Raw genomic sequence first — 15,380 nt, forward strand, 5'->3', positions numbered from 1 at the left:
CCGGTAGCGGTGGTAGTGGTGGCGGCAAGTCCGGCGGTAGCGGAAGCGGCGGTAAAGGTAGCGGCGAGGGGGGTGGATCCGGTAGCGGCGGCGGCAAATCCGGTGGCGGCAGCGGTGGCGGGACCGGTTCCGGCGGCGGCAGTGGTTCCGGTGGCGGCAGTGGTGGCGGCTCGAACCACTCGGGCAATCCGGGGCAGGGCAGCGGCCCGGCGGGTCCGAGCGGTCCCATCGGGATCGGCGGCGGCGGAGCCAGCGGCGGCCGGTCCGGCGCCGACCTGATGAGTCTGTTCTCCGAAGTGCTGCAACTGATCTCGTCGGCGATCCCAACGCTCGTGCAGCTCGGCAATCAGCTCGCCGCCCAGCTCGGTCCCGGTCTGCAGGCGCTGGCGAAGGCCGTGGAGAACGGCACCATGACGGTGAAGCAGGCGCTGGACGAGGCGGCGGAGCGGATCGAGCGGCAGGTCGAAGACATCGAGACGCAGCTGTTCCCGCCCGGGGCGACCGGGCCGGTCGACGTGTCCTTCGCGCTGTTCCCCGGCGGCGGCGCACCGGAGGTGCGGCTCGGGTTCCCCGGCCGGGCCGGAGGCCACCAGCCGGAGGTCTTCCAGGACTTCACGGCTACCAGGTCGACCACCGAGGTGGCAGGCGAAACGGCGACGACCGGGAATCCCGGCAGCACGATGGAGGAGAGACCATAGTGGAACGCACTTGGCGCCTGAGCGGCCTCGAATATCTGGTGCTGCGCGAACGACTCGTCGATCGCAAGCAGAGCTGGCCGTTCACCTACATCACCGATATCCGCGGCTATTACGACTTTCAATTCGCCAAGGCGCGGGTCTGGGGTGAACTGCAGGCCGCGTGGGATCCGGCGCTGGCCGACGTGCTGGTGAAGTCGCTGCAGGCCGATATCCGGATGGTCGTCCGTGCCGAGGACCGCAGTGCCGCGCGACGGATCGACGGGCAAATCGTCATGGTGGGCAAGAAGTTCGGTGACCGGGCGGTACTGATCCAGGGTTTCAGCTCGACCACGACGGAAAGTCACGACGAGCTGGAGATCACCGAGTGTGATGCGGCGTCGCTGACCCGCCTGCTGGTGGACAAACTGCCGCCGATGGAGGCGGGCAGCCAGCCTCGGGTGGAATTGCTGGGTACTGGCGGGGAGCAGGCGGAATTCGATCACTGGCACGGCCGCGGCTCGCTGTACGACGAAGGCGACCGCGATGTCGATGCGCGGTGCAGGCAGTGGCAGGCGGCGCCGAAGGCCACTGTGGGTCAGATCGTGATCACCCAGGGGCACTCGCACTTCGGCCCCCGCGGTCAAGTGACGAAATGGCTTGTCTGGGAGGACCATCCGGGCGACGGCCGCTACGTGATCGGAATGGAACCGCCCCCGGCCGCCGTCGCGGCCGATGCCGCGCGGCTGCGCGCACTGGTCGACCGGCACTGCGACGAACTGATGCTGGTCCGTGACGACGAGTCGCGCGGCGGGCTGGTCAGAGCCAGCGTCTATGACGACGGCCGATGAGACGGAGGCGACGTGCACGGTCGGAATGATCGGCTGAGAACAGAAGTGGCCCAGGTGATCGATGATGTTCACCAGCTCATCTCCGGAATCGCCGAGGCCAAGCGTGTGCACCAGGCGGTGACGGCGTCGGCGACCGCCGAGCGGGAGCGAATTGTCGTGGTGGCGGACGTTTCCGGTGCTCTGACGGAGGTCTACTTCACCGACGATATCGAGCAGCTCGGCTATCACCGGATCGCCCGCGGTGTCGTGCAGGCGGCGCAGCGTGCGGCGTCGGCAGTGAAAAGCAAAGCCGACGACATACTTTCGGCACAGCGGGCCGCGATGCTGCGATTGCCGAAGTTGTCGGATCTGGTCGACTGGATGCCCGACGAGGCGCGCCTTGCGCCACCGCCACCAGCCCTGCTGACGCCACCCGCCGAGCGTGAGCCGGTTGTCGATCCCGGTGAGCAGGCCGACCTGATCGCCCGGCAAGAACACCGGGCCCGGCTGTTCGCCACCGCGTCCGCCGAGGGCCGCCGGGTGGCCGTCACGGTGAACGCCGACGGCGTACTGATCGACCTGCGATTCTCCGGCGCCGTCGGCGACCTCGACTACGAGGAGATCGCCGAGGCCATCACGGCGGCGTCGCGTGCGGCGGTGGCGAGCGTGGCACGCAAGGTCGCCGACCTGTATGCGCCGACCGCCGAGGCCGGCCAGCCGCGCTTTCCCGGCCCGGATGTCGTGCTGGCCGGCCTCGAACGCCTCCGCGATCAACTGCGATGAATCGGAGAAACACATGGCATCTGACCCGAGAGTCTCCAACGGCACGCTCTGGGCCGACCTGCGCGATTCGGCGAACAACGGGCACTTGAAACTCGAGCCCGGCACGGCCCAACAGTGCGCGCAGCGCGTCGCGGACATGCTCGAAGTGGTTGTGGGCGTGCAGAACTGGATCGGCCAGAACACCGCGCTGGCGAGCCCGATAATCGCCGAGTCGGGGTCGGGCAGGCTGCTGTGGACGGTGTTCAGCATGAAGTTCGGCACCGAACTGCGTGAGCGCGTCGACCGGCATCGCCAGATCCTGGTCGATATGGGCAACACCTTCGTGACCGCGGGTAAACGGTACGGCCGCACCGAGGACGAGTCGGCGGCGAGCTTCGAAGACATCTCCTTCACCCCGTCGGGCACTCCGCCGAGCGGCGCCCCGCCCAAGGGCACGGTCCCCGAGCATCCACGCAAACCGGATTCGGTGACGAAGTACGACTCGTTCGGGTTCGGTCCCGAGATGGGTCGCCAGCTGGGGTGGGAAACGCTCTACATAATCTGCAATTCGATGAACCCGCAGGCCGTCGCCGACGCGGGGCAGGCCTGGTACTGGCTGTCCACGACCTTGGAGAACGGTTTCACCACCCTGCGCACCACGATCTCGTCCATCGGCTCTCGGTGGGAGGGCATCGGTTCGCAGTCCGCGATCGCGGCAACGAACGATTACACCGCCGCTTCGAGGCAACTCACCGGCGATATGCAGCGCCTGGGCGACACGCTGATCTTCACCTCGGGCTGGCTGCAGCAGACCAAGCAGAACGCGATGCCGCCGACACCGTCACCGCCACCACCGGGCGACAGCATCAGCCAGCGCATGGCGAACGAGGTCAATCTGATTCGGTACCAGGAGAACTTTCAGCTCTACTACTCCGACAATTACACCCATACGACCACTCGAATCGTGACCTTGCCGACGCCGGACCCGGTGACGGGCCCCCAGGCCTCCGTCGGCAGCGATCCGGTGGGGGCGCCGATGACCGAGCCGGTGTCACTGAAGAACGACGAGATACCCGACCCGGAAAACAATTCCGGGAGCGAGCCACCGACCGAAGGCGGCGGCGAAGAGGGTGGTGGCGAAGGCGGCGGCAGTGGTGGCGGATCCGGCGGGACCAAGCCGCCAGGGGACGGCGGTACCGAAACCGGGACGAAACCGCCGTCCCCCCCGGGATGGTCGGCCAAGACACCGAAGTCGCCTGAGGGAATCGATGAGACTCTGCTGTCGCCATTGAACAAACTGCCGGGTGCCCTCTCCACCGAGCCATCGCGAAACCCGGAAATTCTCGCAAGCGCGGTGCCGCCGGTCGGCTTGCAGACCGGAATTCCACTCGGCACGAGCGGGGGCGGCCCCGGCGGCAAGGGTGTGACCGGCCGCGGCCCGGTGGCACTGGGGACATCGGAGTCCAAGCTGTTCCCCCGCGCGGTCGTGCAGGCGGAGCCGAGGGTGATCGGCCGGGCGGGCCCAGCCGGCGGGGTGCACCCTGGCACGCCGTACGGTGGCGCCCCCGGCCGGCCGAACTCGGACGAGGAGCGGAAGAAGCGTTCGGAATACCTGAATTCCGCCGAGCATCTCGACGAGGCGCTCGGCGAGCACGGTCGCGGCGTCCGGCCGGTACTCGACCGGTGAGCCGCACCTGGCAGCTCACCGACGTGGAGCTCATCGAACTATGGGACAGCATGTTTCAGGATCGGCTGCCCGCTCCGTTGTTCGCGCTCTATCGTGGCGAGAACGCCGAGGAGTGGTCGCGGTTGCGCGCCGAGGCGAGGGCGGGCACGACCGACACCGATGACGGCGGCCTGCGTGCCGCGCTCACCCGGATCGCACATGCCGACGTCCTGGTATCGGCCCACGGCTTCGATCCACGGAACCTGGACGGCCCCGACGGTTTGGTTCGTGTGCTCGGGGGGCGGCAGGGGGTGTCGGCCACGCTGATCACCCAGCTGCCGGGCGAAAGTATCTGGCACAGTGGTGGTTACGTGATCAGCGCCGGTGACGCGGAGCGGCTGGCCGGTGCTGTCGCCGGGGCGCTGCCCGAGCGAGCCGCGGGACGGCTGCCCGATACGCCGCTGGTGACCGCGCCGGGTGACGGCGGCACCGATCACTATTACGGCCGGTCGAAGGTGCGGGAAAGCTATTCCGATGGTGACCGGCTCAGCGCCGAATGGCTGGGGAAGCGGGCCGAGTGCGTCGGTGTCATCGAAATACGGTTGGGTAGCTCCATTTTCGGTCCGAGAGGGATCACCCGCTACCGCATCGAATGGCGCGACCTGGTGGACGACGGCCGTTACGCCGTCACCGAATCGGCCGGGCACGTCGCGACGGCAGTCGACCGGGCCCGGCTGGCGAATCTGATCACCGCCCACATCGCCACCGTGTTGCAGACCCTGGAGGACGAGCGCCGTGCCTGAACACTCCCGAAACACCGGCTTGTACACGGATTCGGTTCACTCGAGCGGATACGACAACCCGGTGTACGCCGATCCCGATCCCGAGCCGGATCCGCCCGCCTCGCTGGACTTCGAAACATATTCGCTCGGCGAAGCGTCGCTGCGCGGTGGAGACATCGTGGTGACCGCAACAGATTCCGGACTCCCGACCATGGTCCGCGTCACGCCGGAACAACTGCGTCGTGACCCAGGCGATCTCGCCGCGGAGGTCCTGCGGCTGTGCCGCCTCGCCGCCGACCGCGCGGGCCTGCGGCGCAGGGAGTACCTGACCGGCCTCGGCCTCGGCGAGGACGCGCTGCGTCTGCTCGACCTGCCCACACCGCAGGCCATCGAGCAGTCCGAACTCGCCGATGAGGCCCAGCACGAATACGAGCCGCGCAGCTGGCTCGAACAGGGCGGGAGCACATGGTGACAGATTTCGCCGCACTCGAAGCGGGCGCGACCGCGCAATTGGACCGGATGCGTCGGCTCGCCGACGACATCGCCGCGATCCGGGGCGAACACACCACCGACGACGGGACGGTCACGGCCGTCGTAGACGCCGCGGGCCGACTCCTCGACCTCCGCCTGGCCGAGGGAATATCCCGGATGTCGCCCGCCGAATTCGACGGGGCGGTAGTGGCCGCGGCGGCCGCCGCCGCGCAGCGGGCACTGGCCGTCCGCGGCGGGCTGGTCGAGGACTTCAACAATCAGGTGAACAACCGACGGCAAGGTGAACAGTAGGGCCCGCGACCCGCGAAGCGGTTGCGAAAGGCCGTGCGCTCATTAGATTTCCGGATGAGCCGCCCAGGTATCGAGTTCGCAGATCAGCACCAGGAGGGTACCGCGATGAATGTTGTGAATGTGCAGCCGCAGGCATTTCGTCAGTATGCCGAAGTTTCCGACGGAATGGCCGCGGCGGTCGCCGTCGCCGGTGCCGTCGATCAGGCCGCGGTCATTTCCGCCGCCATTCCGGTATTCGGGCTGATCGGGCAAGAATTCTTGCTGAGTTTCGCTTATGCGCAGGCCAATCACTTCACCGCACTGGGCGAGCTGGTGGCCAATTACGCCGGGACCGCCCACGCCGCACGCGTCGCCGCGCAGTCCTATGAGTCGACCGACCGAATCAGTGCGGAGTCCTTCGTCCCGCCCGTCGGCGCGCAGGCATGACGGCGCAACATCTCGCCGCGCCACTGTCGCCGACCGTTCTCGACGCGATCCGCAACACCCCGGTCGCGCCCTTCCTCGATCGGCCGACCGAACAGGTGCTGGCACAGATAGGGCTGCCGGCGCTGCCGCAACTGCCCGCGCTACCGCCGCTGCCCGGCCTGCCGCCGCTGCCGACGATCGATCCGGCGGCCCTGATCAAGCCGGTCACCGACCTGTTCAGCGGCTTCGGGAACGGCGACCTGGGCGCCAACGGTGCGCACGACCCGCAGGCGGTACTGCAGAAGGTCAGCCAATCGATCGGTACCGCACTGCAATTGGCGACGACCGGTCTCCAGCTGTTGCAGTCGATGCAGAGCGCGGGTAGCCGGGCCGCGACCACGGCCGCGGTGGAGACGGCCGCGACGTCGACCGCGATCTCGGGGCAAGCGACGCAGATGAACGCGATCACGGCGGGCGCCGCAGGCACGGTGGCCACCGGGTACCTGCAAATGGCCGCGGTGGCAACCCGATTCGCGCTGACCACCGCCGCGCTCGGCCCGACCCTGGTGACCCCGGCCGGGCAGGGCGCCCTGCTGGCCACGGCGATCGAAGCGGGCGCCGAGGCGGTGGCGATCACCGCGCACACCAAGGCACAGCTGGCCGGGCAGTCCGCGCAGATGACTCGAGCGGGGACGCCGGTGTCGGTGCGCAAGCCGACCATCCCGAAGCCGGCCGGTCTGGGTAAGGCGCCGCAGTCGCTGGCCAAGGGCCTGATATCGGGGAAGCCGAGCCCGGTCACCCCGGGGCATGCCCCGGGCGGGCTGTCGGCGAAATCCGCGCCGACCGCTACGACGAAATCCGCCGACTCGAGCCAGCAGGTCATCCAGCAATTGGTGCAGCTGGTACAGCCACTGATCACGGCGGCGCGCCAGATGGGCCACCAGGTCACCGCACAGGTGCCGGCGAAACCGGCGACGGACACCACCGCACCGGTTCCGAACCGGACCGGAACCGGTGGCGTAGTGGGCCCGCCGAGCGGGCATCTGGTTGCTGCCGCGCCGGTCGCCAGCGCGGCGGCGCCGCTGGGTGGCTGGCAGACGGAGAGCGTCGTCGCCACCACCTCACCGGGAACGTCATCGGGTCCGGCCACCGTGGCCACCGCCAGGGTGACGGGAGAGGTGCTGCCGCCCCTCGTGCCCGGCACGGGGGCGCTGGCAACCGCGAGTGCGCGGTCGAGGGCGATCGACGCAGAGGTGAACGCGATGGTGGACGCCTGCCACGTCGACGAGCTCGTCGACGGCTCGCCCGCCGAGACCACGGCTCCGGTCATCGGCGTGGCGCCGTCCAGCACAAAAGACAACCCATACAGCTTGTAGCAGAGGAGATTTCGATGGGTCAGATCACATTCGACGGTGAACTCGCCCGGCTGGCGGCGAGCCGCCTCGATAGCTTGGCGGACGGCCTGGAGGGCACGCTGCGCAGGCGCGGTGACGCGCTCGGCCCGGCCGCGGCGGGCCTCGACCCGGTGTCGCGGCAGACGGCGCAGACCATGGGCGCAGTCGGCGGATCGTTCCAGGAGTCGTACCTGAGCGGGGTCGGCGAACTGCGCAAGATCGCCGCCAACTTGCGCTCGCACGCCGACTTCGCCGTCGTGGCCGACGACGACGTGGTCGATTCGTTCAAACCACTGATGTAGCGCGATGGTCGAGCCACCGCAGGCCGGGTTCACCGGCACGAACTGGGAAGCCGTTCCCGCCGAGCAGTTGGCGCACGAGCTGACCACCGGCCCCGGCGGGGCCCCGATGGCCGACGCCGGGGCGGCCTACGCCGAGTTCGCCGCCGGACTCGGCGCGGCCGGCGTCGAATTTCGCGCCATCCTGTCGATCGTGGGTGGCGCATGGGGATCCGATTCCAGCGAGGACGGCCTGGCGCAGTTGGCCGGGTTGTCCACGTGGTTCGACGCCATCACCGCCGCGGCGACGGACAATGCCGCTGTCGCCGCCCAGCAGGCGGCGTCGTACGAGCTGGCGAGACTCGGCATGCCGCCCGTGGGTGAGCTGAGCGCGGCCGTGCGATCGGCCGAAGATCTGCTGTGCGGCAGCCTGCTCGGCGCACCGCTGGCCGGGCTGCTCGACCTGGCCGAACGCCAAGTCGACTCGCTGCGCGAGCAGGCCGCCCAGGTGATGCGCACCTACGAGGCGGCAGGGGAGAGACTGGCGGTGCCGTGGGTACAGCAGCCTGCGCCGGCGGTGTCGGCGGGCGCCAACCTGCTCGCCGAACAGAAACGCAGCCGCGCCGCACCGGAGCCCCCCGCGGCGGTGCCGGTGCCTGCCGAGGTCGTGCAGGCACCGGCCGTGACGGTCGATCTGTCCGCGCTCGACCTCACGCCACCGCCGACGGTGCCGGTCGGCGCCGAATCGCTGGTGCTCAGCCCGCTACCGCAGCCCGGTTCGATCATCGCGCCGTTACCCGCGCCAGCCGCGATGCCGGTCACCACGGCCCACACGGCGCCGTCCGCACCGCCGGTCGTGCCGCCCCCCGCGCCGCAGGCCACTTCGCCCGCGCCGCAGGCGGGAGCACGCGCCGGGGCCGCCGATGCGAGCGACATCGGCGAGCGGATCGTGGTCGACGCCGGATTCGCCACCGCGCCTGCGGTATTGGGTGGCAGTGCCACAGTGCAGGGCAGTGCGATCCCGGGTGCGGAGGGCCGATGATCTCCTTGACCACCGACGGCGCGCTCGTCATCGCGGAGGCGCTCGGAGTGCAGACTCTCCCTTCGGTACTCGCGCTGCGCTCACGTCATATCGACCACGAGGACGCGGCCATGGCTCGCTCGGCCGCGGCGCTCGATCTGCGTGAGCGCGGTGTGCTCGACCACGACGGGGACGTCCGCGACGACGAGCTCGCCGCCGCACTACTCGCGCTCGCGCGGCCGGAGCGCGAGCTGGTCTTGCGGATCCGGCGCGGTGCGGCGTTGCACCGTGTGTGCCTGGTGCGACGTGGGCTCCACCATGCCGTCGCGGTCCGCGTCGGCGATGCCCTCGACATCCGCACCGTGTGGGGTGACGAGGATCCGGAATTGCTGGCCCGGCCGCTGCTCGACGCACTCGGGCCGGCACAGCCCGCCGACATACCGGCTTTCCGTGCGCCCACCGACGAGTTGTGCGAGCGACTCGATGATGCGGGAACTAGTGCGACGAACGCCGTCTACCAGCTCGGTATGCCGGAGGCGGAGGCGATCACACTGGGGCTGGCCCTGCGGCAATGGACTTCGCTCGCCGAGCTGGTCTGCTATGCCCACGCCGACGGGACAGCCGTTCGTTCGCCTGCCACCGCCGCCGTATACGACACGGCGGCGGGCCGCATTATCGCCGGCGGCAGTATCGCCGCTGACGGACGTGCCTGGACCACCCTCGCCGCCGGCAGCGACCGCAGGCTGGCCCATGTGGTCGCGGCCCAGATCGAAGCGCTGCCGCAGAGCCGCTGGATGCCGTAGCCACCGATTTCCCGATCGTCCGGAGTGATCGCTCCGGCAGTTTCAACAGATCCATTCATCCGAGAGGACATGTCATGGCCGGTGCACTCCACCTTGATTTCGCCACATTCCAGAAGTACGCGAACGAATATGCCGCAACAATCCCCCCGATCGACAAGACCGTCGACAATCTGGGTGTCGCGGTGGAAAGCGCGAAAAGTGGCTGGGAAGGCGAGGCGTACGCCGCCTTCAACAAGTTCGCCACCGAACTTCAGGGAAAGATCCGGGCGGTGAACGTCGATCTGGGCCTGGTTTCCGAAGCGCTCAATACCGGTGAGAAGAAGGTGGCGTCAGCGGAGGACGAGAGCATGTCCGGATTCACCACGCTGAACACCAATTACCTCTGAATCACCCCGAATACCACTACAGAGAACGGGACTCCACCACCATGCTGTACGACCCCGCCAAAATCAACGCGCTGATAACGGACCTGGAATCGTACCAGACGGCTATCACCACGGAACGGAACAATGCCGACGACGCGTCGAAAAGGCTGCTCGGCCAGGCGTGGCAGAGCGGCGACGCGGGGGCTTCCGCGGCGTTCAGTCAGAAGCACAAGACCCTGATGACGGATATGGACGATCTGCTGCATATCCTCGGCAAGGGCATCAACAATGTTCGGGTGGCGCTGGAGAAGGCGCAGGCGACCGACCAGAATGTCGCCGACGATTTCGTCTGGTAACCAGCTGATCCGGGAGGGGCCCGCCGCCGACGACGGCGACGGGCCCCTTACTCATGCTGTCGGAACCAGCGCTCGCGCTTCTGCCGCGGTGGCGCCGAGATACTCGAACTCCTCCGAGATGGAGACCAGTCGAACAGTCAGGTCATCGCCCGCGGTGCGCAGCACCACCCGGCCGGGGGAATCGGCGGATTCGATGAGCACCACGTCGGCGTCGAGGACGGCGGCTTGGCCCTCCTCCGGTTCGCGGACATAGACCGCGGTCGCGTCCGATACCTGGCCGGCGGAGGTCACGCCGTCGTAGATGATCATCGTGGCCGCCGCCGCATGGTGCGAGCCACCCGCCGACGATATTGATAGCGCGGCGGGGGCACCGACCTCGTCGACCAGGTGCTCCCACGCCGCGGGCCGGACGCTGTGCACGATCACCTTGGCTCCGACCGCCACCGAGCGCAGCACCATCAGCTGGGTGAATCGCAGCGATCCGATGATCTCCACTCGGCGGACGAAGGAGCCGAACAGTGGAACGGCGACGCCTGAGCCGTCTTCCGTCGCGCCGATCACCTGACCGCACCCGCCGACCGGCACGGTGAACCGGGCCATCGCCGCGGGCGGCCCGCTCAGCGCGGCGGATGGATCGAGGTGACCGCCGTCGAGCAGCAACCGCCGCTGGTTGCCGGGCAGCGGAAGCAGGCCGAGATCGGCAGTGGCGGAGTCGGGTTCGATGTCGTCCCTTCCCGTGATGTCCCGGCGGACCAGTGCGGTCACGGCCACCGCGCTACCGCGGCGCCCAGGTATCTTCGATTCCGGCTCCAGGGTCAGGCGCAGCCTCGTGAGCACGGAGGTGCCCGGCAGCGCCCAGACCGCCGAGAGGACACCGGAATCGAGCCTGTCCGAGGGAATCGCGTAGCCGGCCAGTTCGATGCTGTTGCTGCGCAGTACGCGCCAGTCCTCGGACCACTGCTCCATATCGGTGTCGTGCAAAGCGGCTGCCTCCGCCGCGGCCAGCTCCTCGGCGGCCAGCACCGAAACGCGGACCCGGCGTGTGGTGAGGCGGCTCGCGACGCGGCGCGTGGCGACGAGCGCCGTCCGGATCATGCCCTCCTGGCCGCCGCCCCGGTTGTCGATGGCGCCGGCGTTGTCCAGTGGATCGAAGCGCAGGACCAGCCAGACCGTTCGCGATGCCGCGGCGGGCAACGGGCCGAGCAGCTTCGCGTAGGGGCCGACCACATTGTGCGGGCCCTGGGTGCGGACCCCGAGGGTGATCACGTCGACCGACGCCAGCCGGATGTCGAACTGGGCGAGGCAGCGCGCCACGTCGGCAAGGGATACCCCCGAGCTCGAGCGGATGCCGGCCGTATCGAGCAGGGTGGGCGTCACCTCGGTGCGATCGAGCGCCAGCATGGTGATCAGGTGGCTTCCGTCCCAGCGCATTCCGCATCGGCCGCCGGATTCGGGCATCGGGACATCGAACGGTTCGGTATGTGACGGGCCAGCATGCTCGCCGCGATTGCGCCACCACAGCGCGACGCGCAGACCCAGAATTCGCCAAATGTTCGTTCTCCGCGCCCTGGCCGCGCCGAGCGCGGATACGGCGATACCCGCTCCCGTCGTCGCCCATAGCGGTGCGTCCAGCGCGATCGCCGAGGTCGCGGCGACGGCGCCCGCCGCGGCGCACGGCAAAACGATGGTCAACGGCACTATGTCGAATGGCGTGCGCCGCCGCCGAGCCGGTGCCGGAATTGTGGCCGCATCCGATGCGGTATGTCCTGGAATTTGTTCGCTATTCACTCGGCCTGTCTCCATTCAGCACAAACCCTCCATGATGCGCTAGCGTCTCACACGTCGGCCGGAATTGCGTAAGGAGTTGTGGTGCCTGCCCAGTTGACTACCCGCGCGCAGGTGAATGGGTATCGATTTCTGCTGCAGCGTTATGGGCATGCGATAGTGCGCCGTGATGTGCGCATGTTGCACGATCCCATGCGTATTCAATTCCGGTCGTTGATCACCGGTGTCGTGCTCGCGGTATTGGTCACCGCGGGCTGCGCAATATTGTCGTTTCTGCGTCCGCAAGGGCAGGTCGGCGACGCCAAAATCGTGATGGGCTCCGGCAGTGGCGCCCTGTACGCGGTGGTGGACGGAACCCTGCACCCTGCACTCAATCTCGCATCGGCCCGGCTGATCACCGGCAGCGGCGAATCGCCCACCTCGGTCAAGGACGGGAAGCTGTCGTCGCTGCCCCGCGGACCGCTGCTCGGCATTCCCGGCGCACCGGCGGCGCTCCCTGGCCCGGCGGACAGCGGCCGCTCGGAGTGGACGCTGTGTGAGGATGCGACCGCCGGGCTGCGCAGCACTGTGCTGGCCGGTGCCGCGCGGCTCGGGCCGCAGGTGCGCCCCGCGGCGCGGGGCGAAGCGGTGCTGGCCACCCACGACGGTGCGACGTACCTGATCTACGACGGCAAGCACGCGCGGGTGGACAAGAACAACGAGGCGATCGTGTCGGCGCTTCCGCAGCTGCGTGCCCTGCGCCCGCGACCGATCGGGACGGGTCTGCTCAACGCCAGCGTGGCCGCCCCCGACATCGCGGTGCCGGTGATCCCGAGGGCGGGAGAGCCGAGTGCGGTGCGCGGTGGGGAGTTCGCCATCGGTTCGGTGATCAGGGTCCAGGGCGCCGACGGTTCGACTTCGTACGTGGTACTCGCCGACGGCGTGCAGCAGATCTCAGAGTTCACCACGCAGGTGCTGCGCACCTCGAATTCCATGGGGCTGACGTCGATTCCGACGCTCTCACCGGACGCGATCAGGGGTATTCCGGTGGTCGATACCTTGCCGGTCGACGAATTTCCCGACGGTGACCTGACCGTCGTCTCCGCCGACACCGATCCGGTGGCGTGCGTCTCGTGGGCACGCGGGGACGGTGATCAGACCGCGCGATTGCAGGTGCTGCTCGGCAGCGGGCTGCCGCTGGCCGACGGGGTCGCGCCGATGAAGTTCGTGGCGAGCACAGGCGCCGATGCCGCCTACGTCCCGGCGTCCACCGGTGAATTCATTCAGGTGACCGGGATAGAGCCGGACAGCACCCGGCGTGATGCGCTGTTCTACGTCACCGATACCGGCGTCCGGTTCGGCATCCCCGACACCGCGACGGCCACCGTTCTCGGACTCACGAAGCCGAAATTGGCGCCGTGGCAGATCGTCAGCCGGCTGCCGGGAGGGCCGATGCTCGACCGGCAGTCGGCCTTGATCGCCAGGGACATCGTCGCCACTGGGCGATAGCAGGTGCGGAAAAAGGGAAGGGAAGTGCTGATGCCGCGGATTGTGGGCAGGCATGCCGATGGTGCGGTGGTGGTAGCGGTCGGCGGGGTCTGTGTGCTCGTCGGGCCGGACATGGTCGATGACACCGGCTACTGTGTGACGGCGCCGGAGGACTTACGGGTGACCCTGGTGAGTGCTGCCGCGGAGGACGCCGGGTTCGCCGCCGCCGACGAGCCGATGCCGGATGGACTGCTGTCGGCGGATCAGATCGCGGCGATGCTGCAGTGGGAGGTCGGGTACGTCGACGGCGTGCAGGGGGACGATGACCGCCCTGGTCTCAGCGGTGCCGAGGTCGAGCTGTATCTGCGCTATCGGCCCGACACCGGTGACGCCTACCCCGGCGGTGCCGCTCCGGCCAGGGTGGACCGCCCGTTCTCACTGGACAGCCTCACCATCGACCAGCACGGTCCAGAGTCCGAGATCGGCGGGGACACGCCTGAGTTCGACGAGGAGCCGGCCGAGCCGCAGCTGGTCGTCCAGCTCTGCGCGTCCATGGCGCACGTGGACGATCTGTCCGGTGCGGAGATCGTCGCCGACGCGGCAACGGATCTGATCGACCGGATCAGCTATATCGAGACAGTGGACGAGTTCTATCCAGCGCTGGCGCAGGCCGTCGCGGCGGAAACGGTGCCCGAGCTGGCGATCGATCTCGCCGGCGGGTTCCCTGAGGAGCAGATCCTGGACTTCCTTCGACGTCTGGTCGCCGAGCTCGACCGGCGCAGGCCGTGGCCCGGCCCCGCGCTGGTGCCGGTGGATCCGCGGACTTGGCCCTCGATCGGGTCCAGCGTGCCGATCGGCTGGGTCGACAGCGACATCTCCGACCTGGAGTGGGCGGTGAAAGCTGGCTTCGCCGACGTGCCCGAGGGAGACAACCCGCTGCTGGTGCTACGGATGCGCGGCGGGCAACTGGTCGCCCTGGTCGGCGACGAGGAACCGAACCCGACCCGGTTCCTGGTGCTGCTGCCCGATGCGGATGATCAGCAAGACCCCGCGGAGGTGACCGACTATCTGATGCGCTACGCGGGGTTGCGGGTGGAATCGGAGGGAATGGCGGAAGCGATGGCGGAGGTGATGCAGGCATGATCCGACCGGAGAACCGCCGCGCCGCAGGCGAAGCGGCCGATCTGATCGACGCCGTCGCCGGGGCGCTGGGCAAGCTGACCGAAATGCGCTCCGCCCGTGACGCGTTGACCGCGTCGGCGACGGTGGAGCACGGCCGGATCACCGTGGTCGTCAACGCGTCCGGGTCCATTGTGGAGACGCTGTACGCCGACGGAATCGATGAACTCAGCTACGGGCAGATCGCCCGCGCCACCGTGCAGGCAGCCCAGGCGGCGGCCGCGGAGGTCGAGCGCAAGAAGAAGGCGCTGCTGGGTCCGCTCGAGGCGTTGCGGTTGGGTATGCCATCGGCACAGGAGCTACCGGAGGAGCTGGCCACCCTCCGCGCCCAGCTGCCCGAACCGATGCGGGCGCCGCTGACACCCCCCGCGGACCGTGCCGGGGGTAAACCGCGCCGTGCAGGCAACCGAATCCTGGACCGTTGAGCAACGCTCGGGCCGCGTGTGGAAGGAACCTCTTCGATGGATGACGAATTCGCCAGTGCCGTAGCCGGATTCCAGGCCAGAATGGCGCAGGTGGCGCAGGTGCAGGCCGAATGCGCGCAGCTGGTCGCCACCGGCTGGGCGCAACGCCGCCGGGTCCGCGTGACGGTGAATGCCGACGGCATCGCTGTCGACATCAAGTTCGGCGGGAGCGTCAGCGAGCTGAGTTACGACGAGATCGCGGCCGCCGTCACCGAGGCATCACAGCAGGCGGTGCGCGAGATCGCCGAGCGGACGAGGGAATTGGTCGCTCCCATCGCGATCGATCGCGGTGCGGCTCCCAGTCCGGCCGACATGCTCCGCGCGGTCGATTCACTGCGGGAGCATCTGCGCTGAGCTGAAATGTCC

19 protein-coding genes are annotated in these 15,380 nt (G+C 68.7%); 18 read left to right on the forward strand and 1 reads right to left on the reverse strand.

The window, feature by feature from the left end; all coding sequences use genetic code 11:
* The 14 genes from NL1_RS38245 to NL1_RS25905 all read left to right on the forward strand — a co-directional run.
* Positions 1-698 (forward strand): hypothetical protein (locus NL1_RS38245; RefSeq protein WP_218024489.1); only part of this gene is annotated, 698 nt, incomplete at its 5' end.
* Positions 698-1,525 (forward strand): ESX secretion-associated protein EspG, encoded by an 828-nt coding sequence (locus tag NL1_RS25845; RefSeq protein WP_067844521.1) that lies wholly within the window; start codon positions 698-700, stop codon positions 1,523-1,525. The genes NL1_RS38245 and NL1_RS25845, both read left to right, overlap by 1 nt.
* Positions 1,526-1,579: 54 nt before the next feature.
* The gene (locus NL1_RS25850; protein WP_156095048.1) at positions 1,580-2,287 is read left to right on the forward strand and encodes a YbaB/EbfC family nucleoid-associated protein; all 708 of its coding nucleotides are present in this window, start codon (positions 1,580-1,582) and stop codon (positions 2,285-2,287) included.
* Positions 2,288-2,300: 13 nt separating this feature from the next.
* On the forward strand, positions 2,301-3,953 hold the full coding sequence (locus NL1_RS25855) for a WXG100 family type VII secretion target (protein ID WP_156095049.1): 1,653 nt from the start codon (positions 2,301-2,303) through the stop codon (positions 3,951-3,953).
* On the forward strand, positions 3,950-4,735 hold the full coding sequence (locus tag NL1_RS25860) for an ESX secretion-associated protein EspG (protein ID WP_067844526.1): 786 nt from the start codon (positions 3,950-3,952) through the stop codon (positions 4,733-4,735). Before NL1_RS25855 ends, NL1_RS25860 begins: the two co-directional genes overlap by 4 nt.
* Positions 4,736-4,796: 61 nt before the next feature.
* Complete coding sequence (locus NL1_RS25865; RefSeq protein ID WP_245673528.1) at positions 4,797-5,186, forward strand: hypothetical protein; 390 nt, start codon at positions 4,797-4,799, stop codon at positions 5,184-5,186.
* A complete protein-coding gene (locus NL1_RS25870) occupies positions 5,180-5,497 on the forward strand; it encodes a YbaB/EbfC family nucleoid-associated protein (protein ID WP_067844527.1) in 318 nt (105 codons plus the stop codon). Before NL1_RS25865 ends, NL1_RS25870 begins: the two co-directional genes overlap by 7 nt.
* A gap of 54 nt (positions 5,498-5,551) precedes the next feature.
* Positions 5,552-5,923, forward strand: a complete 372-nt coding sequence (locus NL1_RS25875; protein WP_245673529.1) for a type VII secretion target — start codon at positions 5,552-5,554, stop codon at positions 5,921-5,923.
* Positions 5,920-7,278 (forward strand): hypothetical protein, encoded by a 1,359-nt coding sequence (locus tag NL1_RS25880; RefSeq protein WP_067844529.1) that lies wholly within the window; start codon positions 5,920-5,922, stop codon positions 7,276-7,278. Before NL1_RS25875 ends, NL1_RS25880 begins: the two co-directional genes overlap by 4 nt.
* 14 nt (positions 7,279-7,292) lie before the next feature.
* Complete coding sequence (locus tag NL1_RS25885; protein WP_067844531.1) at positions 7,293-7,598, forward strand: PE domain-containing protein; 306 nt, start codon at positions 7,293-7,295, stop codon at positions 7,596-7,598.
* Between the two features lie 4 nt (positions 7,599-7,602).
* Positions 7,603-8,616, forward strand: coding sequence for a PPE domain-containing protein (locus tag NL1_RS25890; protein ID WP_067844533.1), 1,014 nt, complete (start codon positions 7,603-7,605; stop codon positions 8,614-8,616).
* Positions 8,613-9,398 carry an ESX secretion-associated protein EspG gene (locus NL1_RS25895; RefSeq protein WP_067844535.1) on the forward strand — a complete coding sequence of 262 codons (786 nt, stop codon included), beginning with the start codon at positions 8,613-8,615 and terminating at the stop codon, positions 9,396-9,398. The genes NL1_RS25890 and NL1_RS25895 overlap by 4 nt, the downstream gene beginning before the upstream one ends.
* A 74-nt stretch (positions 9,399-9,472) precedes the next feature.
* Complete coding sequence (locus tag NL1_RS25900) at positions 9,473-9,784, forward strand: WXG100 family type VII secretion target (protein ID WP_067844537.1); 312 nt, start codon at positions 9,473-9,475, stop codon at positions 9,782-9,784.
* A gap of 41 nt (positions 9,785-9,825) precedes the next feature.
* Complete coding sequence (locus NL1_RS25905; RefSeq protein WP_067844539.1) at positions 9,826-10,119, forward strand: hypothetical protein; 294 nt, start codon at positions 9,826-9,828, stop codon at positions 10,117-10,119.
* A 51-nt stretch (positions 10,120-10,170) separates the two neighbouring features.
* Here the strand turns inward: NL1_RS25905 and eccE are convergent, their stop codons facing one another.
* The gene (gene eccE, locus NL1_RS25910; protein WP_162272770.1) at positions 10,171-11,811 is read right to left on the reverse strand and encodes a type VII secretion protein EccE; all 1,641 of its coding nucleotides are present in this window, start codon (positions 11,809-11,811) and stop codon (positions 10,171-10,173) included.
* A 177-nt stretch (positions 11,812-11,988) separates the two neighbouring features.
* On the opposite strand from eccE, the gene eccB reads away from it, so the two are divergent.
* The 4 genes from eccB to NL1_RS25930 are packed head-to-tail and all read left to right on the forward strand — an operon-like array spanning position 11,989 to position 15,368.
* Positions 11,989-13,392: a type VII secretion protein EccB gene (gene eccB / locus NL1_RS25915; RefSeq protein ID WP_067844571.1), complete on the forward strand. Its 1,404-nt coding sequence runs from the start codon at positions 11,989-11,991 to the stop codon at positions 13,390-13,392.
* A gap of 30 nt (positions 13,393-13,422) precedes the next feature.
* Positions 13,423-14,514 (forward strand): hypothetical protein, encoded by a 1,092-nt coding sequence (locus NL1_RS25920; RefSeq protein WP_156095050.1) that lies wholly within the window; start codon positions 13,423-13,425, stop codon positions 14,512-14,514.
* Positions 14,511-14,975 (forward strand): hypothetical protein, encoded by a 465-nt coding sequence (locus NL1_RS25925; protein ID WP_067844545.1) that lies wholly within the window; start codon positions 14,511-14,513, stop codon positions 14,973-14,975. Before NL1_RS25920 ends, NL1_RS25925 begins: the two co-directional genes overlap by 4 nt.
* Before the next feature lie 36 nt (positions 14,976-15,011).
* Complete coding sequence (locus NL1_RS25930) at positions 15,012-15,368, forward strand: YbaB/EbfC family nucleoid-associated protein (RefSeq protein WP_156095051.1); 357 nt, start codon at positions 15,012-15,014, stop codon at positions 15,366-15,368.
* The last annotated feature ends 12 nt before the right edge of the window (positions 15,369-15,380 follow it).

It is taken from the genome of Nocardia lijiangensis NBRC 108240, from assembly GCF_001613045.1.
GTDB classification, from domain to species: Bacteria; Actinomycetota; Actinomycetes; order Mycobacteriales; family Mycobacteriaceae; genus Nocardia; species Nocardia lijiangensis.

Coding starts and splice junctions, on each gene's coding strand:
- NL1_RS25855 (WP_156095049.1), top strand. CDS start 2,301: ATGGCATCTGACCCGAGAGTCTCCAACGGCACGCTCTGGGCCGACCTG.
- NL1_RS25920 (WP_156095050.1), top strand. CDS start 13,423: ATGCCGCGGATTGTGGGCAGGCATGCCGATGGTGCGGTGGTGGTAGCG.
- NL1_RS25925 (WP_067844545.1), top strand. CDS start 14,511: ATGATCCGACCGGAGAACCGCCGCGCCGCAGGCGAAGCGGCCGATCTG.
- NL1_RS25880 (WP_067844529.1), top strand. CDS start 5,920: ATGACGGCGCAACATCTCGCCGCGCCACTGTCGCCGACCGTTCTCGAC.
- NL1_RS25870 (WP_067844527.1), top strand. CDS start 5,180: ATGGTGACAGATTTCGCCGCACTCGAAGCGGGCGCGACCGCGCAATTG.
- NL1_RS25900 (WP_067844537.1), top strand. CDS start 9,473: ATGGCCGGTGCACTCCACCTTGATTTCGCCACATTCCAGAAGTACGCG.
- NL1_RS25890 (WP_067844533.1), top strand. CDS start 7,603: ATGGTCGAGCCACCGCAGGCCGGGTTCACCGGCACGAACTGGGAAGCC.
- NL1_RS25895 (WP_067844535.1), top strand. CDS start 8,613: ATGATCTCCTTGACCACCGACGGCGCGCTCGTCATCGCGGAGGCGCTC.
- NL1_RS25930 (WP_156095051.1), top strand. CDS start 15,012: ATGGATGACGAATTCGCCAGTGCCGTAGCCGGATTCCAGGCCAGAATG.
- NL1_RS25905 (WP_067844539.1), top strand. CDS start 9,826: ATGCTGTACGACCCCGCCAAAATCAACGCGCTGATAACGGACCTGGAA.
- NL1_RS25875 (WP_245673529.1), top strand. CDS start 5,552: ATGAGCCGCCCAGGTATCGAGTTCGCAGATCAGCACCAGGAGGGTACC.
- NL1_RS25885 (WP_067844531.1), top strand. CDS start 7,293: ATGGGTCAGATCACATTCGACGGTGAACTCGCCCGGCTGGCGGCGAGC.